The organism is Flavobacterium anhuiense, assembly GCF_900101855.1.
Classification (GTDB): Bacteria; Bacteroidota; Bacteroidia; order Flavobacteriales; family Flavobacteriaceae; genus Flavobacterium; species Flavobacterium anhuiense.
Map to the genome: position 1 here is coordinate 1 of NZ_FMVC01000004.1, position 23,413 is coordinate 23,413.

Consider the following 23,413-nt stretch of genomic DNA (forward strand, 5'->3'; position numbering starts at 1 on the left):
AAAGTAAGCGGACAGTTCGTAGCTTCTGAGGGATGCGGAAACGCCGGAACTTATACCAACACTTGGACTGTAAAAGATGACTGCGGAAACACTTCAGAGACTTTCACTCAGGTAATTACGATTCAAGATACAACTGCTCCTACTTGGCCAACTGCTCCAACAGCTTTGAATGTGACTTTAGAATGCAGCGATACAGAAGGTCTTGCAGCAGCTCAAGCTCAAATCCCTATAGCTTCTGACTTATGCGATTCAGATGTTCTAAACATCGAAAAAGTAAGCGGACAGTTCGTGGCTTCTGAAGGATGCGGAAACGCAGGAACTTACACCAACACTTGGACAGTTAAAGACGATTGCGGAAACACTTCTGAGACTTTCACTCAGGTAATCACCATTCAGGACACAACTGCTCCTACTTGGACAACTGCTCCAACAGCTTTAAATGTGACTTTAGAATGCAGTGATGCAGAAGGACTTGCTGCCGCTCAAGCCCAATTCCCTATAGCTTCTGACTTATGCGATACTGATGTTCTAAACATCGAAAAAGTAAGCGGACAGTTTGTGGCTTCTGAAGGATGCGGAAACGCAGGAACTTACACCAACACTTGGACAGTTAAAGACGATTGCGGAAACACTTCTGCTACTTTCACTCAGGTGATCACAATTCAAGATACAACTTCTCCTACTTGGAATACTGTTGCTGGCTCTCTAGACGTGACTTTAGAATGCAATGACACAGAAGGTCTTGCAGCGGCTCAAGCTAAAATCCCAGCTGCTTCTGACTTATGCGATTCAGATGTCCTAAACATCACTAAAGTAAGCGGAGAGTTCGTGGCTTCTGAAGGATGCGGAAATGCTGGAACATACACCAATACTTGGACTGTGAAAGATGATTGTGGTAACACTTCAGAGACTTTCACTCAAGTGATCACCATTCAGGACACAACAGCGCCAACTTGGACGACTGTTGCTGGCACTCTAAACGTAACTTTAGAATGTAGCAATACAGAAGGTCTTGCGGCTGCTCAGGCTCAGTTCCCTACAGCAGCTGACTTATGCGATGCTGATGTTTTAAACATTGAAAAAGTAAGCGGACAGTTCATAGCTTCTGAAAGCTGTGCAAACGCTGGAACTTACACCAATACATGGACTGTAAAAGATGACTGCGGTAATGTTTCTGATACTTTTACTCAGGTAATCACAATTCAGGATACTACAAAACCAACTTTCGCTGGTGAACTTCCTGCAGATATTACAGTTTCTTGTGACGCTGTTCCAGAACCATTTAATATGGTAGCTTCTGATAATTGCAATGTAGACTTACCAATTGTTTTCAGTGAAACTAAAAGCGATATTAAAAACGAATGCGGTACAGAATATACCTTAACTCGCAACTGGTCAACAAGTGATTGTGGAGGAAATTCAATTTCTTATACTCAAATTATAACAGTAAGAGATACTACTCCTCCAACCGGTACAGCACCAGCAGATGTTGCCAATCTACAAAGTGCAGCAGACATTCCAGGAGGAAGTCCAGATGACATAAAAGATGCAACAGACAATTGCTCAGGAACTGTAAATATTACTGTAAGCGACACTAACAATGGAGGAACAGGATGTAATGGAGAATCTTACATCTTAACCAGAACTTATACATTAACAGACTGTGCAGGCAATAAAACTGAATTAGTTCAAACCTTTACAGTTGAAAATAAAGTTTCTGTAAGCGGTATTGCTACAAATGTAAGCTGCCAAGGAGAAAGCGACGGTTCAATTGCAGTTACTAGCAGTGCTGGAGCTACTGTAGTAATTACCAATCAAAATAATGAGGTAGTTGGAAATACTAATCTACCAGCTGGAACTTATACACTTACTGCAACATCTTCAGTAAATACTGAAAATGAAACTTGTACAGCAACTGCAACAGTTGTGATTACAGAACCAAATTATAGAGTTAAAATATCTGGTCAAATCATAAATGTAGACACTAACGCTCCTCTTGCAAATGTACCTGTAACATTGATTCCTCAAGGAACAACTACAGGACCAATACAAATGCGTATTACAGGTGCAGACGGAATGTACAGTTTTACAGGAATGCCTGCCGGAAGTTATTTAGTGCAAGTACAAGATGCTAATTTAAATAGTGCCTATCAATTATACCCTGTTGATTCTAGCTTATTCTTTACTACTCTAGAGGAATGTGCTTTCCAAGTTCATAACTTCGAATATGGAGCTTCTAAACTTCCTGTTCTTGGAGATTATGTTTGGTACGATACTAATAGCAACGGAATTCAAGATGAATGGTATGATGCCAATAATGATGGTGCCGTTACTAAAAACATTCCAGATTCTAATGGAGCTATTGATTACACCCAATGGGAATGGATAGATCTTAACGGAGACGGAAGCTATGCTGGTCCTCAAAATATTGGGGAATTAAATGCTGGTGGTTTCGGAAATGCTCTTAGTGCAAATGTGATCATTGATGGTCCAAATGGATATCATGATGAAGTTATTGTGGGAATAGAAGGTTTCTGGAGAAACCGCCCAGAAATAGCAAATCCTTATGGACAATATACCGTAAAATTGGTAAGAGATGCTAATTTCGATACTGTAGCTGCAAACTTAGGATTTACTGGTTTGGTAAAAGTCATTCCTTCAATGTCTGCTAAAAACATAGCTGGCAAAACAACTAAAGCGCAATTGCATACCGTTTGTAAAACCACAACAGATAGCGGTTATGTCGTAACAGTTACACCAGAAGATTTGGTTCATTTAGATATTGATTTCGGTGTAAGCTGTAAAGAATACAAAGATATTGTAGCTAATGATGACAGCGCTGGTCCAATTGCAGGTGTAAATCACACTACAACCAATGTACTTAATGTATTGCCAAATGATACTTTAGAAGGAAATCCTATAACTGCATCTGATGTAATTATAACAACTGTAACACCAAACGAGTTTTTACAATTAAATGCTGACGGTTCTGTTGATGTACTGCCAAATGCTCCAGTTGGAACATTAACAATGGTATATCAAATTTGTGAAGCTGATCAAACAGACAATTGTGACACAGCAACCGTTACCATTACAATAGAAGCTCCAGTTATGACTGTTGCAGCAACATCAATATGCGTTAATGATGTTCCTTACCTAGATTACGTAGTAACACCAGGAAACTTTACTCCTGTAAATGGCGTGACCATAGCATGGGCAGATAGCAATAACAATGTAGTTACAACAATGACTGATCTGCCATTAAGTGGACGTGTACTATGGCCAGGAGCTGTAGTAGATGAACAAGGCAAAGGAATTGACTGGCCAGGCTGGATTTTTGAAAATAACAGATGGATTGAAGCAGCTGATGGATTTGAAAAATTACGTCCAACAGCAAATGTAACTCTATCTCTTAATCCAAGCCAAACTATCACAGTTAACTATCCTCCTGCTGATCCTTTTTGTACTGCGAGACCAACATTTGCTATAGTGGCAAACGATGACAATCCTGCACCAATAATAGGAAACTCAGGACAAACCACAGTGGGCAATGTTTTAACCAACGATACATTAAATGGTTCAGCAGTAAACATCAATGATGTAACTTTAACAACAAGCGTTACTGATCCAACAGGATCGATATCGATAGCTTCTGACGGAACAATAAACGTCGCAGCAAATACACCGGGAGGCACTTATACATTAACGTACCAAATTTGCGAAAAAGCCGATTTTGGAAACTGTGATACTGCTATAGTAACCGTTACTGTAATTTCCCCACTAATTGCAAATGATGATACATACAGTAATATAGGATGTAACACCTTTGGATTAGTAGGCAATGTTTTAAGTAATGATTTAAAAGGAGGAACACCAGTAACAATAGAGTTAGTAAACTTTACACTTACAGCCGAAGGGAATAACACCAAAACAGATCCAAACATTACAGTTGATGCTTCTGGTAATGTAAATGTATCAAGCTTGACACCTGCAGGAACTTATATTTACAACTATACAATCTGTGACAAATTAAGTTCTCAAAACTGCGATTCTGCCACTGTAACAATCATAGTGATTCCAAATGGTGTTGTAGAAGTAAGCGGCACAGCATGTACAGATGACTCAACATTAGTTAACTTGAACAGTCTGCTTCCTGAAGGAAGTCCATTGACTGGAGTTTGGCAGGATAGAAACAATACTAATGCGCTTCAGGGAAGCATTCTTAATCCATTCGGTTTAGCATTAGGCAATTATGCTTTTGAATATATAATAGCTGACGAAAGATGTCCGAGAAGCATAGTTTTAAATATGGAAATCAATGATGATTGTAAAGTCTTAGCTTGTGGTAATGTATTAGTGCATAATGCTTTTTCTCCAAATGGTGATAATATAAACGATTTCTTTAAAATTGACAATATCGATGATACCACTTGTTATCCAGGCAATACTGTGGAAATATACAATCGCTGGGGAGTTTTAGTATTTGAAACTACAAACTACAATAATACAACGAATGCTTTTGATGGAACTTCAAGAGGAAGAACAACTGTTAAGCAATCTGACGGACTACCAACTGGAACTTATTTTTACATTATTAACTATAAATCTCTGGATGGAAACAACAATGTTCAAGATCATAAATTAGACGGATACTTGTATCTATCCAAATAGTACTTAGAATACGCTGTAAATATCATTTTACAGCGTATTTAAAAACATCCGTAAAATTTAACCATCTCAACAAAAACATTGAAATTCAATGATTTAAAAAGTCAATAGTAATTATTAAATAAAATCTACTATGAGAACAAAATTATTTTTCTTCGTCATTCTGTTAGTTACATGTTCAGGGTATTCACAGCAAGATGCACAGTATACACAATATATGTATAACACAATAAATATAAATCCTGCCTATGCAGGTTCTCGTGGAGCACTTAGTATTTTTGGTCTTTACCGCACCCAATGGGTAGGTCTCGACGGAGCACCAGAAACAAGCAGTTTTTCAGTTAACTCTCCTATAAATAATAGCAAACTAGGTATAGGGGCTTCATTAGTCAATGACAAAATTGGTCCTACCAATGAGAATAATATCTCAGTAGATGTCTCTTATACAGTTCAGACATCTGCCGATTTTAAACTTTCATTTGGTATTAAAGGAACTGCAAATATTTTCAATTTAGATGTAAATAAATTAAATCCTGCTGATCAGGGAGATCCTCAATTTCAGGATTTAAACAATAAATTCAGTCCAAATGTTGGAGCTGGAGTCTACTGGCATTCTGATAAAGCTTATATTGGTTTGTCTGTTCCAAATTTTATTGAAACAAATCGTTACGACGACAATGACGTAGCAATTTACAAAGACAAAATCAATTATTATTTAATTGGAGGTTATGTATTCAATCTTGACAAATATGAATATGTAAAATTTAAACCTGCTGTTTTAGCCAAAATGGTTCAGGGCGCACCGCTTCAAGTAGATCTTTCAGCCAACTTTATGTTCTATGATAAATTTATGCTTGGTGCAGCCTATAGATGGAGCGCTTCTTTAAGCGCTATGGTTGGATTTCAAATCACAGACGGACTTTATTTAGGTTATGGGTATGATAGAGAAACTTCAAACTTAAACAATTATAATTCAGGATCACACGAAATTTTCCTTCGCTATGAATTCTTCTCAAACAAAGGCAAAATGACAACTCCTCGTTTCTTCTAAAAATTAGGTATCATGAAAAACTATACACTACTTTTAATTACAATTATAGGTGCTTTTTCATTTAGCAGTTATGCACAGCAGTCAAAAATAAATAATGCAGACAAAAAATATGACGGCTATGCTTATGTAGATGCAATAAAAACTTATGAAAAAGTTGCTGCAAAAGGCTACAAATCTGAAGATATGTTTAAAAAACTGGGAAATGCCTATTACTTCAATTCAGATTTTCAAAATGCGGCAAAATGGTATGGCGAGTTATTTGCAATGAACACAAAAGTGGAACCAGAATACTATTTTAGATATGCGCAATCTCTAAAATCTACTGGCGACATCAGCAAAGCCAATAAATTTCTGGATGAGTTTAATGCTATCTCCAAAAATGACAGCAGAGGAAAACTTTACAAAGAAGATGTAAACTACTTGGACCAGATTAAAGCAAATTCTGGGAGGTACCAGATAGAAGATGCAGGTATAAATAGCAGGTACTCAGATTACGGATCATTTATTTACAACAACAAAATATATTTTGCTTCAGCGCGAGATACTGGAAATTTTACAAAACGCAAACACAAATGGACGGGAGAATATTTCACCAACATTTACGATGCAGATTTAGATCCTGCAACAGGAAGCACATCAAAGGTAAATAAATTCAAATCTGCTATTAATACCAAATTTCATGAGGCCTCTCCCGTGTTCACAAAAGATGGGAAAACAGTTTATTTTACCAGGAATAACTATATTGATGGAAAAAAAGGAAAAGACGAAAACAAAGTTACCTTAATAAAACTTTACAAAGCAGAGCTGGGAAAAGATAATAAATGGACCAATATTACCGAGCTTCCTTTCAATAGCAATAACTATAGCACGGCTCACCCAGCTCTTAGTCCTGATGAAAAAACGCTTTATTTTGCTTCTGATATGCCAGGGTCAATCGGAGAGTCCGATATATATAAGGTTGCCATAAATCCAAATGGCGGATATGGACCACCAGAAAATCTCGGAAATAGCATTAATACAGAGGGAAAAGAAACCTATCCGTATCTGACCAGCGAAAATGAGATTTATTTTGCATCTGACGGGCGTCCAGGTTTGGGAGGTTTGGATGTTTTTGTTGGCGATATCGACAATAGCGGAAAAGTTAGCAATATCCAAAATGTGGGAGCAGATGTCAATTCGCCAAAAGATGATTTTGCGTACATCATTGATCCCGAAACAAGAAGAGGTTTTTTCAGTTCCAACAAAGAGGGCGGACAGGGTTCTGATGATATTTACAAATTTCTAGAAACTAAAAGGCTCAGATGTGTTCAGGAATTGTATGGCGCTATAACAGATGCTGAAACCGGTGCCGTGCTGCCTGGAGCAAAAGTTACTTTGTACGATGATCAGATGAATCTTAAAAACTCTGTTGCTGCAGATGGTTCAGGTCTTTACTCTTTTGCTGTAGATTGCGGAAAAACTTATTATGTTAGAGCCGAAAAACCAGAATACACAACCAGAGAATTAAGCGTTACGATTGAAAAAACAAGCGGTAAAACAAACTTGCCAATTGCACTGGAAAAAGCAACCTGTAAAGTTACCGTTGGAGATGATTTAGGAAAATGTTTCGGCATTAAAATGATTTATTTCGATTTGGATAAATCAAATATTAGAACCGAAGCTGCATTGGATCTAGAAAAGATACTAGCTGTTCTTAACGATTATCCTAATATGAAACTAGACATCCGTTCGCACACAGACAGTAGAGCTTCTCATCAATACAACGAAGCTTTATCTGACCGAAGAGCCAAATCAACTATTCAATGGCTGGTTAAAAACGGAATTGCGCCAAACCGATTAACTGGAAGAGGATATGGTGAAACAGAACTTGTAAATAAATGTGCTGATGGCGTTCCATGTACCGAAGAAGAACATCAGGCCAATAGACGAAGCGAATTTATTATCACCGCTTTATAATCTTAACAATAGACCAACAAAAAAAGCTGCTTAAAAGCAGCTTTTTTAATTTAAAAAGTCGTTGCAATTCTATGAATCACAACGACTTCTAAAAAACCAACCTGTTCAATAAATCTTTAAAGCTTAACAAAAATGTTAGTATAATATTTTTTTCCTGTAGCTGGATCTGTCGTGACAGACAATCCAAAATGAGTAAAATCTCCTTCAATATTTTCTTTGTGACCCGGACTTTCTAGCCAAGCTCTTACAGCTGCCTCAGGAGTTTTATAATTGTAGGCAACATTCTCTCCTACTTTTTTTGCTCCTAATACACTCGTCATATTGCTAGATCTAGCCGCAAAATCATTATGATTCACAACATTATTTTCAATCATATATTTGTTATGCTCTTCACATTTAAAAGATATATGATTCACTCTTTCCAAAGCATTTAAACCAATACTCAAACGGTATTCGTTTATCAGTCTCATCGTTTCTATTTCGGTATCGTTGTATGTGTAATTTGCAACAAGCGTTTCTGTTGGACTAGTAGTATCCAAGCTTGCTTCGGCAGCGTCAGCAGAACATGCGTTCATTGCGACTAAAATCGCAATGAACAACATGGTGCGCGTAATCTTTTTCATAATCATCAGCATTGTAGCGGTTTAAAGTAAATGTTGGGGCAAATCCTTTAAATTTATCTTTGAATAAATATCGTTTGCTTTATTGTATTCCAAACGTATTCAATTTACCGTTAAAGTGCAAAAATAATCGACGAAATGCATTCATTTTATATTTTTACATATAAAATTCCTACGTAAAAATACTTTTACGAAGATAATCTTTCAATCTTCCAAGAAAAATCTGACTGGCTAGTATAACGAATTCTATCATGAAGTCGATTTGGTCTTCCCTGCCAGAATTCAACTTGCAGCGGAGTCACAATATAACCGCCCCAATTTTCAGGTCTAGGAATTGGTTTTCCGTCAAATTCGGCTTCTAGTTTTTTTAAGTTTTCTTCTAAGAATGTTCTTGACGGAATCACTTCGCTTTGATTAGAAACAATCGCTCCAAGTTTACTGCCTTCAGGTCTTGAATCAAAATAATTATCTGAAATAATCTCAGAAGTTTTCTGCGCAATTCCTTTAATAATAACCTGACGTTCCATCTCCTGCCAAAAAAATGACAGACAAATATTTGGATTTGCTTCTATTGCTTTTCCTTTCTCTGAATTATAATTGGTATAAAATATAAAACCTTCCTCAGAAAATTTCTTCAATAAAACCACACGAGATTTAGGGAAACCATCCAATCCAATCGTCGAAACCGTCATAGCATTTACCTCTCCGCTTCCGCCAAAATCTTCCACTTCATGAAACCATCGGTTAAAAAGATTAATCGGATCTTCAGGAATATTAGTTTCCAATAACTCGCTTTTCTCGTAAGATTTTCTATAATTACTTAAATCGTTCATGATTTATTATTTAGATTATTGACTTTAGATTTTAGATTTTTTGTTTCAAGTTTCAGTTTTCAAGTTTGTCAGGCTGAGCGGAGTCGAAGCCCTTCTAGTTACAATAAGAAACTTAGCATCTTAGAACCTTAGTATCTTAGCAACTTTAAAGATCAAAACTCACTCCATCATCTCCCAAAAGCACATTTGGAAAAACTTCCTCAGCTTCTTTCTTAAAAGACTCTATTCCATCATATCGTGTTGAATAATGACCTAAAATCAATTGCTTTACATTAGCTTTTAAAGCAATATTTGCAGCTTCTTTTGCCGTTGAATGAAGTGTTTTTTCTGCCAATCTTGCCTCCGATTCTAAAAATGTCGATTCGTGATACAAAATATCTGTGTTCTGTATAATTGGAATTATATCTTCGTTATAAACCGTATCCGAACAAAAAGCATAACTTTTTGCTGGCGGTGGGTCAAAAGTAAGTTTTTCGTTTTCAATTATAGTTCCATCGTCAAGCGTAATATCTCCGCCATTTTTTATTTTCTGATAATACGCAACATGTATATTATAGCGCTGAACAGCTTCTACGTTTAATTTTCTTTCGTCTGGTTTTTCTTGAAAAAGATAACCATTGGTATAAACGCGATGCTTCAACGGGATTGTTTTTACGATAACTTTCTTATCCTCAAAAATAACTTCGCTTTCTTTCGATTCTAATTCATGGAAAAACAAAGAATAAGTTGTCCATGATTCTGTCAATTTTAACTGAAGCAGAATCAATTCTTTAATTCCTTTTGGACCATAGATATGCAAATCTGTGGTTCTGCCTAAAAGTGAAAAAGTTGAAATAGTACCTATTAATCCATACAAATGATCTCCATGAAGATGTGAGATAAAAATGTGATTAATTTTTGAGAATTTAATCTTGTTTTTACGAAGCTGAACTTGAGTTCCTTCGCCGCAGTCAATTAAAAATAATCTGTTTTTAATGTCTAAAACCTGCGAAGTCGGATTAGTAAGCGTTCTGGGAGTTGCGGCATAACAGCCAAGTATAGTTAATTTCATTTCTCAATTAAAAATTGATAATTGACAATTATTAATTTTTAATTATCAATTGTTAATTATTAGAAACCTAGATCTCTTTCTATTTCTTCCATTTCGATAATATCGTGAGCTTCTAAAAGAGAAGGCACCACAACCAATTTATCTGAAATAGCATTAAAATCAAGATCGGTTGCTACAATTACAAACGATTTTTTTGCTTTTTTCTGAACTTTAGAAAGCGGTAAAAAAGCTTTTAAATCATTTTCTGAAATATTAGAATCAGCTGATAAATCGATTATAATATTTTGTTTTTCAAAGGTTTTAAATTGTTGCGTTACTTTTTCCAAGAAAGCATTTACATCTCCTTGCGTATCTTTAATCGTAACGGTATGTCCTTTTTGATCTACTTTCATTTTATATTTTTGAGGGCTTATATTTATGCTAATTTACTAAGTTTTTTTGTTGTTTCAAGTTTCAAATTTAAGTTGCCAAACTTTGTGAGCTTAACCGCAAAGTTCGCAAGGTTTTTTCGCAAAGTACACAAGAAAAAACAAAGCTTTGCGAACCTCGCGTAGCTCTTTGCGAACTTTGCGGTTAAATTTTAAACCAGAAACAAAATTATTGCTGAATCTTAGAGGCCAGCAAATAAATAACCGCCATTCTAATCGCTACACCATTCTCAACCTGATTTAAGATTACAGAATGTTCTGAGTCGGCCACTTCAGAAGTAATCTCTACTCCTCTATTGATTGGCCCAGGGTGCATGATTACAATTTCTTTGCTAAGAGAATCCAAAAGCGGTTTATCTACTCCATATTGCTGTGCGTACTCGCGTGTTGATGGGAAGAAATTCACATCCATACGCTCGTTTTGTACACGAAGCATATTCGCTACGTCGCACCATTCTAGCGCTTTTCTTAAATTCGGTTCAACCGTAACACCAAGCGATTCAATATATCTTGGAATCAACGTTTTTGGTCCGCAAACTTTTACTTCTGCGCCTTGCATCTGCAAAGCATATATGTTTGAAAGCGCTACACGCGAGTGCAGAATATCGCCTACAATAACTACTTTTTTTCCAGCAACATCTCCCAGTTTTTCTCTGATAGAATAACTGTCCAATAAAGCCTGAGTTGGATGCTCATGTGCTCCGTCTCCTGCGTTTACAATGCTTGCTTTGACATTTTTAGATAAAAAATAAGCCGCTCCGGGATTAGAGTGGCGCATTACAACCATATCCACTTTCATTGAAAGGATATTATTTACAGTATCAATCAAAGTCTCTCCTTTTTTAACCGATGATTGAGCTGCAGAAAAACTGATGACATCAGCAGATAAACGTTTCTGCGCTAATTCGAAAGAGAGTTTGGTTCTGGTACTGTTTTCGAAGAAAATATTGGCAATAGTAATATCTCGTAATGAAGGAACTTTTTTAATTGGTCTATTAATGACTTCTTTAAAATGATCTGCCGTTTCAAAAATCAGGTTAATATCATTCTCGTTGATATATTTGATTCCTAATAAATGATCTACGCTTAATTCTTTCATTGTGTGTGTTTATATGTTTAATCGTTGAATTGTTTAATCGTTTTTTTAATGTTTAACCGTTTATTTGTTTAATTGTTTAATCGTCTGCTTTGCGATTTAACGGTTCAACTAATTTTAAAATTTGTTAAATTATTTAATCGAAATAAATCGATTAAACAATTAACCGATTACACGATTAACCAAATTTAATTCGTCACAAGGTGAACAACATCTTCACCATCATTTTCTTTCCAGCTTACAATTACTTTTTCACCATTAATAGCATCTACCTGACGGCCTCTATAATCGGGTTGAATTGGTAAATGACGGCTGAAACGTCTGTCTATTAAAACCAATAATTCAATTTCTGAAGGTCTTCCGAAAGATTGAATGGCAGTTAAGGCAGAACGAATGCTTCTTCCGGTAAACAAAACGTCATCAATAAAAATGACTTTTTTGTCTTCTACTATAAAATTGATTTGGGTTTTATTGGCTTCAAGCGGTTTATCAGTACGACGGAAATCATCTCTAAAAAAAGTGATGTCCAAGTATCCTAAAGAAATTTCAGGAACCATGTATTCGTTTTCTAATATTTGTTTTAAACGTTCAGCTAAAAAAACGCCTCTTGGCTGAATTCCAACTAAAATAGTTTCAGAGAAATCAAGATGTTTTTCGATTAACTGACAAGCCAAACGATGGAGTATGATAGTAACTTCTTTAGAATTAAGTAATACTTTTTGACTCATAAGTGATTGTAATGTTTGGTTGCGCAAATATACGGAATCTGATTTTATTTGTTGGGGTGTTGGGGTTGGAAATATACCTTTTTTTACAGATCTCAATTTGGAGTAAAAAAAGAATTTTGGATAAATATCTTCAATAGTTTAAAAAAAACTTACTTTTTAAACTATTTTACGATCAAAATTATATTTTAGCAAATAGATATGTAAAATTAATAGCAAGCAACTACTTATAGCTACTTTATAAAAAACAAAAAAATGGGGAACAAAAATTTACCTAGAACATTTAAAAATTTAAAAGAAATTTATAGCATAAATCTTTATGATAAAATTCTAGAGTTACGAAAATTTGAAATTGAAAATTTTTGGAAACGAACACTTTTTTTTTGGGGAACTATTGCAATTGTTTTAGCTGGATATTTTGGTTCGAAAGTAGATGAAAAATACCTCATATTTATTTCACTGATAGGTCTTCTCTATAACATCATATTTTCACTAAGTATTAGAGGAAGCAAATATTGGCAAGAGCACTGGGAAACAATGGCGGTAATTTACGAAAACGAATTAGATTTTGATTTGTTTAAAAGTGAAACTTCGTACTTAATTTACAAAAACAGCAAGCATTTTATAACTACCCCTTATAGATTTTCAGTTTCAAAATTAACAATGCTATTGAGCGATTTAACCGTTATATTATGGTTTCTTTTATGGCTTAAAGATTTATTTAATTCTTTCGACAAAAAATTTATATTCTTTCAATTTGAATACTGTGCAAAGCCTCATTTTTTCACAATCTATGTTATTATTGTACATATTCTACTGATTGGATACTTTAGATACTCTATAAGAGAAGGAAAAGTAATACACAACTAAAAAAACAATTTAAAAAAACCTTAAAAATTATGAATAATTATTTGAAAGATAGTTTTGTATTCTTTAACGAAGTTTCTAGAAGAATTGAATATACTATCCCCGATAATGAAATTATACAATTAGCTTTTAATATGGCTTTAGGCTGTGAAAGATTATTAAAAGGAATTTTGTATGAAATAAACCCAACGTATATACTAATAGAACCCGATTTTAAACATTCTTTACAAACTTTGTATCCTGATAAAATATTATCAACCATATCTGGATCTAAACAATTAGAAAACAAACCAAATTCCGATGTAATAACTTTTAACAATAGCTTATTAAGAACACAATTAGTTTCGGAAAGCACTATAAATCATAAAAATATTTTATTTACAATTTCTAAAGCAAGAGATATAATTGCGCATTGCGAGCTTAATCAATTGGAAAAACAGAGTATTAAAGAAATTATTCAACGTGATTTTTACACAATGCTTCTTTCTTTTTCAAAAGAGCTTCAAATTGATAAAAGACATTTTTTTGATGGAAAACACATAAAACTTTCTAAAATTTCTGCTTCTCTACAAACTGATTTAAATGAAAAATTAAAAATATTAATAGAAACACATCAAGAAATATGGAAATCGTTAAGTGGTAACGAAAATTTTATTACACAAAAAGAAAAAAGTACTCAAACAATTCTTGATTCAAGACATAAAGATAAAATTGAATGTCCTTCTTGCAAAAATATTGCAATAATTTATTTAAAACCCATCGTTGAATTTAATCAACTTAGATTACTTGAAGAAACTATAGGCCACGAAATTATAAAATTAAAATGTGAATTTTGTAAATTAGAAATTAACGAATCATCCATTTTAGATAAATTAGGAATACGTAATAGAAAATTACATCGAAATTCAGAATGTATTTATTGTGGAATACCACTTGAGGAAGGAGAAACTTGTAATCACTGTTCATCAGGAAGCATTAATATAGTTTTAAGTTAAAAATTACGAGATTGTTTTTAAACATTTATTTAGCATTAATTTTAAATACTAACCGTATTGTTTTTTAAAAAAACTTTTGCTCCAAATCCTAAAACATTTCCAAAAAATTCTATAACACATTTTCCTGATTCGTGAAGTAATTTTAAGTATCAATTTAAAACATCAGAATCATGCAAAATAAAATACTAAGATTGTTAATGGTATTTGTAATACTGTTTTCATTTTCAAGCTGTGAAGTTATAGGAGACATTTTTAAAGCCGGAATGGGATTCGGGATATTTATAGTAATCTTTATTATTGCGATTATTATCTGGATTTTTGCCAAAATGTTCGGAAGCAAATAGTAGTAAAATAAACAAATAAAAAATCCCAAATTCCAAGTTTAATCGGAATTTGGGATTTTTTTTATCGATGTAGAACAAAGTCCAATCTTTGTCGAGTTCCTTGCGAAGATTTCTCCTTCGTCGAAATGACAAACTATGCTTGAAAGATATAGAATAGAAAATCCCAAATTCACAAAAATTGGAATTTGGGATTTTAATATATTGGAATTTAAAGATTAAAGATTGTACATCTTCTTTCTTTGTTCTTGAATTTTTTCATCATCAAGATATTCGTCAAATGTCATGTAACGATCGATAACTCCGTTTGGTGTCAACTCTACGATTCTGTTACCAACTGTTTGTGCGAACTCGTGGTCATGTGTTGTGAAGATTACAGAACCTTTAAAGTTTTTCAATGAGTTATTGAAAGCTGTAATAGACTCCAAATCTAAGTGGTTTGTCGGTTCGTCTAGCATTAAAACGTTAGCACGCTCCATCATCATTCTAGACAACATACAACGCACTTTTTCTCCTCCAGATAAAACTCTAGATGTTTTAAGAGCTTCTTCTCCGGAGAAAATCATTTTTCCTAAGAAACCTCTAATAAATACCTCATCACGCTCTTCTTCCGTTTTTGCATACTGACGTAACCAATCCACTAAAGTCAAATCGTTTTCGAAATATTTATGGTTTTCAGCTGGCAAATACGCTTGGTTCGTAGTAATTCCCCAATCAAAAGTTCCTGCGTCTGCTTTTTGTTCTCCGTTTAAGATTTCGTAGAAAGCAGTTGTTGCGCGTGAATCTTTAGAGAAAAGAACGATTTTATCGCCTTTTGCCATATTCAGATCCACATCTTTAAATAAAACCTCTCCGTCTACAGAAGCCGCTAAATTTTGAACGTTCAAAATCTGATCTCCCGCTTCGCGATCTTGATCGAAAATAATTGCAGGATAACGACGGCTTGAAGGTTTGATTTCGGCAATGTTTAATTTCGAAATCATTTTTTTACGAGAAGTAGCTTGTTTCGATTTCGCCACGTTTGCACTAAAACGACGAATAAATTCTTCCAACTCTTGTTTCTTCTCTTCTGCTTTTTTGTTTTGCTGCGCACGTTGTTTTGCCGCTAATTGGCTAGACTCGTACCAGAACGTATAGTTTCCTGAGTAGTGGTTGATTTTTCCGAAATCAATATCAGAAATATGTGTACAAACCGCATCTAAAAAGTGACGGTCGTGAGATACAACAATTACAGTGTTTTCGTAGTTTGCCAAGAAGTTTTCTAACCAAGCGATTGTCTCGAAATCCAAATCGTTGGTAGGCTCATCCATAATCAGCAAATCAGGATTTCCGAAAAGTGCTTGCGCCAAAAGCACACGTACTTTCATTTTTCCTTCCATATCAGCCATTAAAGTATAATGATCTGCTTCTGTGATTCCTAAGTTAGATAACATCGCTGCGGCATCAGAATCGGCGTTCCATCCGTTCATTTCTTCAAACTGAACTTGAAGCTCTCCAATTCGGTCTGCGTTGGCATCATTATAATCCAAATAAAGTTCATCCATTTCTTTTTTAACAGCGTACAGAACTTTATTTCCCATTAAAACGGTTTCCAAAACAGTATGTTCGTCGAACATGTTGTGGTTCTGGTTTAAAACCGACATACGTTTTCCCGGCTCTAAATGAATGTGTCCAGAAGTTGGGTCGATATCGCCCGAAATCACTTTTAAGAAAGTAGATTTTCCAGCACCATTTGCTCCGATAACTCCGTAAATATTTCCATGAGTGAAAGTTGTATTTACTTCATCAAATAAAACTCTTTTACCAAACTGAACTGATAAATTATTGACTGTTAACATGAATGTCTTTTTAATTAATTTGGTGCAAAAGTAGTGAAAAAGGTTCTAAGTTGCAAAGATGCTAAGGGGCTAAGGTTTTTTTCTTTGCGTGAATATTTTCTCGCAAAGTCGCGAAGACGCAAAGTTTTGTTTCATCCAAAGTATTATAAATGCAATGATGAAGTGTTATTACACAATCTTGTCATTTCGACGAAGGAGAAATCTTCACAAGTGACTCTACAAAGATTGGCAATTATTAGGACCGGAATTTCTCGCGAAGATTTCTCCTTCGTCGAAATGACAAAAATGAGGTTACTTTGGTATAAAACTTTGCGAGATTAATTTAGCTAGAGTTTACTTTCCTTTTCTAAAGCCACTTCTAAACTTTCAAAATTAGGAAGCACTTTTGCAATCATTCCTTCTTTGTTTAGAATAAAATGTGTTGGGAAAGAATTCAGTTGCAAAGCATTATTCATATATTCTTTCATGTCTGGAATTACAGAATACAAAAGAGGTTTTCTAGCTAAAAACGTTTTTAATTGTTCTGCTGAATCTTCGGCCAAACTCATGAAAACGATATCTTTTCTGTCTTTATATTCTTCGGTCAATTTGTTGACTTGAGGAAACTCTCTGATGCATGGCGTGCAGTGAATGTACCAGCATTTTATCACAATGATTTTTCCTTTCATGGATTCGTTGGTTACTAGATTTCCGTCTAAATCTTTGAATGAGAATTGAGGAAAAGCGGTTCCTTCCATTTTATAGTTTTTATAAGCATCAAAACCAATTTGATTGATTGTCGCTTTTATACTTGTATCTGTTTTTGGCTGAATTTTAAAAAGCTTATAGACGTAAATATTCGCTTCAGATTTCAATCGAACTGGGATAAAGTTCCCGTTTGCTAATTTATCTAAAAAGGCTTCTTTTGTTATTTCTTTTGAAGCTTCGTCTAAAGCGGTAAAATCTCTCGAAAGCATTATTTTTTTATTCTGATAAACGGACCATTCTGGGTAAGTTTTTTGAATTTGAGTGGGATCGACTTCTGGATTTCCGAATTTATTTTGGCCGAAAGAGAGAGTAGAAACTAAAAATGTGATTAAAATAATTAATAATTTTTTCATGAAGTTTTATGCGATAATTGTAATTCAAAAGTACGGATTTCTTTTTAACCGCGAAGTTCGCAAAGGATTTACGCAGAGTTCGCAAAGGGTTTCTCGCTCCCGATAGCTATCGGGACTGCAGATTTTTTTCTAAAATCTTTCATTATGAAACAAATATGTGTCACAATAAAAATAGTAATTCTTTAGATTTGCTAAAAAAATAAGATAATGATTACAAATAATTTTTCAACCGAACTTGAAACAAGATTAAACGATTTCTTACAGACAAAATTGATTGTAAAGAAATGGCAAAAATGATACGCGAAGTAAATAATGTACTTTCATTATCAGTTATGAGAAAATGCGAAACGATAAAATCGGGAATAAAGAATGTCGATGATAATTTTTATTGGCTTAATCAACTTGCAGAAGTTTTAGATCCTTATTTGGAGGCATAAAAAAATGTTTTAGCCATAAAAAAACCCGACAATAAAATTGTCGGGTTCATAATGCTCTACATGAGGCAAAAACCAAATAACAAATTACCTCAATTCACAGCATTTAAGAAATAAAAATTAGGTTAAAAAATAAATAACCAAACTCAATTTTAACCGTCCCAATTTTCTTATTTCTAAATTTTCAATACTTTTATTTTAGTTTAAAAAGTTCATTACTTTCAATGACTTTTTGTGTCCTGATTTATTGGTTACAATCACAACAAAAATCTGTTTACTAGCAAAACTTGGGCTGTTAAGCAACACTTCTTTATTGTTTTGAATGTTTCTGTGGCTTGTAACATTTTGTCCTATCGTATTGAACACGTCAACCTGAGCAATTTCTTCTGTTTCATTAGATACCGATAAAGTATTGTTTCTAAAATAAGCCACAGTCGTATTGCTATCAGGCGTTATATCTTCTACAGCCAATGTTTTAGCCGTAGCTTGCGATGCAAAATAAGCTGCATACGCTTTAGACAATTCAGATGAATTACCGCAAGAAGAGGCATCCCAGTTTACAGACCAAGTCATTAAACCTCTTAAAGAAGGATATGGTCCGCCTGGCTGCATAGTGTAGGTTCTTCCAGTGAAATTGGTTCCGTTTCTTAAATAGTCCATAGCGTTAATTCCTTCTGTAGGAGTTAGATATCCGCTACCTGCCGCACTCGGACAAGCTGGCAATGCAATAAGAACTTTTGAAGCTGGCAAACCATCAAAATGCATTCCTGTTGAAGCAATGTTATACCCTTTTATAATCATATCAGTTAAAGCAGTAACCATGTTTGCTTTCTTAGCTGTACCATAATACTGGCCGTCTAATCCGTTTTCCCCTCCTGTGTTGTACAATTGTACCGCTAACAAATCCAATTCGTTACGTAAGTTTTGAATGATCGGCAAGAACGAACCGAAAGTATCTGTATAAGTAGTATAACCACCTTGTACATATTGTGTTTCTGGAGCTGCAGTTAACAAGAATCCAGGGCCATAGTACGCTTTTAATTCTTTGAAAGCATCTACTACGTTTTTCAATCTTGGATAAGCTGAAATACCCGCATAAGAAATATCTCTTAAACCTCCTGCGCTAAAATTCATCGATCCGCCTTCAAAATCAATATCAACTCCATCAAATTGGTACTCATCGATAATCGCTTTTAAACCATTAACGAAAATATTTTTCTGAGTAACATTTTCTAAAACAACATGTCCATTTTGACCTCCAATAGAGACAATAACAGGAACACCGCTATCTCTTAAAGATTTTATATCATTTTTCAATAATTGCTTATCGAAAACTCCATTGGTCAAATATCTAGCATCATTTGTAGTTAGTATTGGAGTATAACCATCACGATTAACGGTTTCTACGAAAGCATAATCGACTACGTTAAATTTGCTTCCCTTTATTTGAGAAAAATATAAAAATGGAGCTGAAGTATTTTCCCAAGAATGCGCATACCCTAAAATAATTTTAGATGGAAGCGGAATAAATCTATTACCACTTATTGTAGCAATTTTAATAGTATTGTTTAAAGTAGTCACAGCAGCTTTATTATCTGTTGCTTTGATTACAATTGGATAATCCTGATAAGCAGTTGGCGTAAAATTATATGTATAAGTATTATTTGTACCTGCTGTCATATTAAATGTCCCTCCATTTATGGTAATAGTAACACCAGAAACTGATCCGTCGCTGTCAACCGCTGTAACTGAAATTGGAACAGCTTGGAAAGAGCTTTGGTATATTGTAGTATTCGACGGCGAATTCCAAGTAATTACAGGTAATGTATTTGGACAATTTGCACCCGAACAAGTTAATGTAAAACTATAGGTTTTTGAATCTGTTGTTCCGTTTGATGCAGTAGCCGTAACGGTTAACGTATGAGAAACTCCAAACTGATTTGCTGCTGGCGTCCAAACCGAAGTATAAGTTCCAGAAGAATTGGTAGCACTTATCGTTTGTCCGTCTAAACTAAATACAACAGATGAGATTGTAGTCGCATCGGCAGCGCTTAATCCAACACTTGCCACAAAATTAATTGATGATCCTAAATTTATAGCAATCGCCGAAGCTGTTGGCGCTGTAATGGCAACTACTGGCTTAGTCACAACCGTAGTTTGTGTATTAAAATTATAAATTGTTGGCGTTGTCGGAACAGCAAAGTTTGCCAGATTATTTGGGTAATAGGCTACTTCTCCATTTTGCCATGAATTTAATTTCAAGCTTAGAATTTGCGTATATCCTGCTACAACTGAATTATCAAAAGTATAATTTCCTGATGCATCTGTTGTCGCTAGAACGCTTTTCCAGTTGTGTGTATTATCGGTCCATGGTAAAACGATTTCTACTTTAGCATTCGCTACAGGCGTTGAACCATTTTTCACAGTTCCGCTGATTAGATTTGTAGCTGCTGCTAATGCTACTTTAGCCGTTGAACTTGTATTGAAATTATAAACCGTAGGAGTTGCAGGAATTGCAAAGTTGGCTAGATTATTTGGATAATAAGCCACTTCGCCATTTTGCCAAGAGTTTAATTTCAAACTCAAAGCCTGTGTATAACCATCTATAACCGAATTGTCAAAGCTGTATTTTCCTTGTGCATCTGTTGTTGCTAAAACGCTTTTCCAGTTGTGGTTATTATCTGTCCAAGGTAAAACCAATTCTACTTTCGCGCCAGCAACAGGAATTGTTCCGTTTTTAACTGTTCCACTGATTTTGCTCGTAGTTGTTGCAACATCTTGAGTAAAATTCAATGTTTTATTAGCATTCAAGTTAGAATAAACTGTAGATGCTGGCGTGAATGTTTGGCCTGTTAAAGCAGCTGTAACTGTATAATTTCCACCAAAAGCTAAAGTCAATGAATATGCTCCGCTTGCATTAGTAGTTGCTGTAACATTTCCTGCTGTAGATGATGCAGTTACTGTTACACCAGAAACTGGAGTTGTTCCGTTAAGAACTGTTCCGCTTACAGTGTACGTTACCACTGCTGCTCCTTGAGTAAAATTAAGCGTTTTATTCGCGTCAATTGCATTGTAAACTGTTGAAGCCGGTGTATAAGAGAATCCAGATTTTGCGGCCGTAACGGTAAAGTTTAAACCAGCTGTTAATCCAGCAACACTATACGCTCCACTCGCATTTGAAACTCCTGTCAAAGTTGTGCTTCCAGAAACTGCAGAAACTGTAACACCAGAAACTCCTGTTGTTCCGTCTAGAACCGTTCCGCTTACTGTGTAAGTTGGTTGAGTTCCGTTGATTGTTACTCCTGTCTGATTAACTGTAACATTCGTTAAACTAACAGGAACAAATGTATAACTTGCTTTTACTGCTGTAAGCGAATAATTTTGTCCTGAAGTTAAATTATTGAAAGCAAAGTTTCCTGTAGCAGAAACTACTGTTTGAATTACTGCATTGCTTGCATTTCGCAATTCAACCGTAACATTGGTAACCAAAGCTGATCCGTTTTTTACAGAACCAGAAATACTAACTGTTCCTGGAACAACGCTTCCAAAAGAAGTATCAACTTGGTTTAATAATGAATTCGGAATTGAGCCTCTTGTATCTTGAGATAATTCCCAAATCATACCTCCTGCTAAGTTTCTAGATTTTATATATTGAACTTTTAAATCCATTGACTGTTTATCTTCATAAGAAATAAATTCTTTTGAAGTAGCATTATATAAATAAGGAACTTTTGTTGTGTTATCCCAATATCTCACCCATCCTGCAGAAGCTGCACTTGCAGTAACCTGCATTGTGTTTGGATCTAAATAAGCGTGTGAATTGGTAACTGGATTTCCAACTAAATCACAGATTTCGATACTTCCAGATTTTTCACAAGCTCCAGAACCATCCCATGTTCCTGTTGGGTTTTGCGGATTTGTACATCCAGGAACTACATATCTTGGTGCTGAAACAAATAATCCGTTTGTTGAATTTGCAGCAACGTTATCGAATTTTTTTCCGTAAAAAGGCAATCCCATGATTAATTTATTGGCAGGAAAACCAATTACATTCAAATATTGATTAGTCAATTCGTCTAATGATTCTGATTGCGTTGCGCCATACAACGGGTCATTAGGGTTTCCGCTTGCATATAAAGGTGCGTTGTAACAAGTTTTATCGTACCAGTTACCGCCAAAATCGTATCCGAAATAAGTGATATAGTCGCAATAAGTCGAAATATCTTCTGTCATTCCGTATTGTGCTCTGTTGTTTGGCCCTAAATACTGTTTAGAAACATTTCTAACATTGTTTCCAGCAGCAATTGTAACCAGTTTATTTGGCATTGCCTGACGCATCGCTTTCAATAAAAGCACTAAATTTTTATTGTCGTCTGGGCTATATTTTTGTGGAGGAACAGGCGCACCATTTACTATTTCTGTACCGTCAGTTCCACCAGAAAGAGGATATTCCCAATCGATATCGAAACCATCAATAAACGGGTATGTAGTAATGAAGTTTGCCATGTCTGCTGCTAAAGCCGCTCTTGCTACAGGACTTGCAGCAATTGGAGAAAGATCTTGACCTTTTGTCCAGCCTCCCACAGAGATTAAAACTTTTAAATGCGGATACTTTTCTTTCAATTTCATTAAATCATAAAAGTTTCCTTTTACTGGTGCATCCCAAGGAATTCCACCTTCCATATGCTCAAAATCAGCATAAGTGTCTAAACATTTTAATTTTGTATTCTCAGGATGGGCAGGATCATAAGTGGTCCCATAAAAAGAATAATTTAAATGCGTCAATTTACTTCCATCAATCTTCGGAACATTAAAGTCCCTGGCATAGATAGACCATTGTGCATAATACCCTACTACTTTTTTTCCGTGGGCTGGTTGCGCCAACGCAAGTAAGGGAAACAGTAACAAAAAGAGCAATCTGTAAAAATGTTTCATAATTAATAAATATTAGTTAATAGAAAATAAGTAATTGGGCCGCAGCAGCATCAAGCTTCTGGGTTTCGCTCAACTGCAGGTTGGAAGGCTGCTATCGATTGGAAATAAACTCAAATTAAATTCTATAGATAAATATTACTATTACTGATTCATACATAATCATTAGCCAATAGTAGTGATTGATATTTATTTATAATTTTTAAAAAATTAATGTTAAATACAAATGATAAATTTGGGACTACTCATCAATCTATACTCTTTTATTGTCATGTTTTGTGGTATTCTTTCTATTTGGTTTTTAAAAGGTTAATACTCCGTTATTGGTTATTTTTTTAAAATTTTTACTGATTATTTCTGATGTGTTTGTTCTAAAAATTCAAAGTTGTCATTGTAATTACCCCTGCCATAAATATGGCAGAGATAATTATCACTCTAAAAAAACATTAGTAACTCAAAAACGTACTAAATACTAATT

The 23,413-nt window shown here is 34.8% G+C and carries 16 protein-coding genes; 7 read left to right on the plus strand and 9 right to left on the minus strand.

The features are described 5' to 3' along the window. From BLP44_RS11135 to BLP44_RS11145, 3 genes are all read left to right on the plus strand, one after another. Window positions 1–4,671 (plus strand): HYR-like domain-containing protein (locus BLP44_RS11135; RefSeq protein WP_091132948.1); only part of this gene is annotated, 4,671 nt, incomplete at its 5' end. A gap of 130 nt (window positions 4,672–4,801) precedes the next feature. Beyond that, window positions 4,802–5,719, plus strand: a complete 918-nt coding sequence (locus BLP44_RS11140) for a PorP/SprF family type IX secretion system membrane protein (protein ID WP_008468871.1) — start codon at window positions 4,802–4,804, stop codon at window positions 5,717–5,719. Window positions 5,720–5,731: 12 nt separating this feature from the next. After that, window positions 5,732–7,675 carry an OmpA family protein gene (locus tag BLP44_RS11145; RefSeq protein WP_091132952.1) on the plus strand — a complete coding sequence of 648 codons (1,944 nt, stop codon included), beginning with the start codon at window positions 5,732–5,734 and terminating at the stop codon, window positions 7,673–7,675. Between the two features lie 116 nt (window positions 7,676–7,791). Here BLP44_RS11145 and BLP44_RS11150 read toward each other — a convergent pair whose 3' ends face one another. The 6 genes from BLP44_RS11150 to pyrR all read right to left on the minus strand — a co-directional run bounded on the left by BLP44_RS11150 (window position 7,792) and on the right by pyrR (window position 12,431). Further along, window positions 7,792–8,298, minus strand: a complete 507-nt coding sequence (locus BLP44_RS11150; protein ID WP_170830230.1) for a CAP domain-containing protein — start codon at window positions 8,296–8,298, stop codon at window positions 7,792–7,794. A gap of 185 nt (window positions 8,299–8,483) precedes the next feature. Beyond that, complete coding sequence (pdxH, locus tag BLP44_RS11155) at window positions 8,484–9,128, minus strand: pyridoxamine 5'-phosphate oxidase (RefSeq protein WP_066034104.1); 645 nt, start codon at window positions 9,126–9,128, stop codon at window positions 8,484–8,486. 145 nt (window positions 9,129–9,273) lie between these two features. Further along, the gene (locus BLP44_RS11160; RefSeq protein WP_091132955.1) at window positions 9,274–10,179 is read right to left on the minus strand and encodes a ribonuclease Z; all 906 of its coding nucleotides are present in this window, start codon (window positions 10,177–10,179) and stop codon (window positions 9,274–9,276) included. A gap of 59 nt (window positions 10,180–10,238) precedes the next feature. Further along, on the minus strand, window positions 10,239–10,571 hold the full coding sequence (locus BLP44_RS11165; protein WP_008468866.1) for a hypothetical protein: 333 nt from the start codon (window positions 10,569–10,571) through the stop codon (window positions 10,239–10,241). Between the two features lie 205 nt (window positions 10,572–10,776). Continuing rightward, a complete protein-coding gene (locus tag BLP44_RS11170) occupies window positions 10,777–11,706 on the minus strand; it encodes an aspartate carbamoyltransferase catalytic subunit (RefSeq protein WP_008468865.1) in 930 nt (309 codons plus the stop codon). 185 nt (window positions 11,707–11,891) lie between these two features. Continuing rightward, window positions 11,892–12,431, minus strand: coding sequence for a bifunctional pyr operon transcriptional regulator/uracil phosphoribosyltransferase PyrR (gene pyrR, locus BLP44_RS11175; RefSeq protein ID WP_091132957.1), 540 nt, complete (start codon window positions 12,429–12,431; stop codon window positions 11,892–11,894). Window positions 12,432–12,683: 252 nt separating this feature from the next. On the opposite strand from pyrR, the gene BLP44_RS11180 reads away from it, so the two are divergent. The 3 genes from BLP44_RS11180 to BLP44_RS22950 all read left to right on the plus strand — a co-directional run bounded on the left by BLP44_RS11180 (window position 12,684) and on the right by BLP44_RS22950 (window position 14,634). Next, a complete protein-coding gene (locus tag BLP44_RS11180; protein WP_091132961.1) occupies window positions 12,684–13,298 on the plus strand; it encodes a RipA family octameric membrane protein in 615 nt (204 codons plus the stop codon). Window positions 13,299–13,327: 29 nt separating this feature from the next. Beyond that, window positions 13,328–14,290, plus strand: a complete 963-nt coding sequence (locus tag BLP44_RS11185; RefSeq protein ID WP_091132965.1) for a hypothetical protein — start codon at window positions 13,328–13,330, stop codon at window positions 14,288–14,290. Window positions 14,291–14,460: 170 nt separating this feature from the next. Then, a complete protein-coding gene (locus tag BLP44_RS22950; protein WP_165352393.1) occupies window positions 14,461–14,634 on the plus strand; it encodes a hypothetical protein in 174 nt (57 codons plus the stop codon). Between the two features lie 215 nt (window positions 14,635–14,849). On the opposite strand, the gene BLP44_RS11190 is transcribed toward BLP44_RS22950, so the two are convergent. Beyond that, on the minus strand, window positions 14,850–16,469 hold the full coding sequence (locus BLP44_RS11190) for an ABC-F family ATP-binding cassette domain-containing protein (RefSeq protein ID WP_091132969.1): 1,620 nt from the start codon (window positions 16,467–16,469) through the stop codon (window positions 14,850–14,852). A 326-nt stretch (window positions 16,470–16,795) separates the two neighbouring features. Then, complete coding sequence (locus BLP44_RS11195) at window positions 16,796–17,569, minus strand: TlpA family protein disulfide reductase (protein ID WP_091132974.1); 774 nt, start codon at window positions 17,567–17,569, stop codon at window positions 16,796–16,798. Between the two features lie 293 nt (window positions 17,570–17,862). On the opposite strand from BLP44_RS11195, the gene BLP44_RS23150 reads away from it, so the two are divergent. After that, window positions 17,863–18,006 (plus strand): hypothetical protein, encoded by a 144-nt coding sequence (locus tag BLP44_RS23150; protein WP_244511750.1) that lies wholly within the window; start codon window positions 17,863–17,865, stop codon window positions 18,004–18,006. A 195-nt stretch (window positions 18,007–18,201) separates the two neighbouring features. Here BLP44_RS23150 and chiA read toward each other — a convergent pair whose 3' ends face one another. Continuing rightward, entirely contained in the window at window positions 18,202–22,938 is a 4,737-nt protein-coding gene (chiA, locus tag BLP44_RS11205; protein WP_091132978.1) for a T9SS-translocated chitinase ChiA, read from the minus strand. Window positions 22,939–23,413 lie beyond the last annotated feature (475 nt).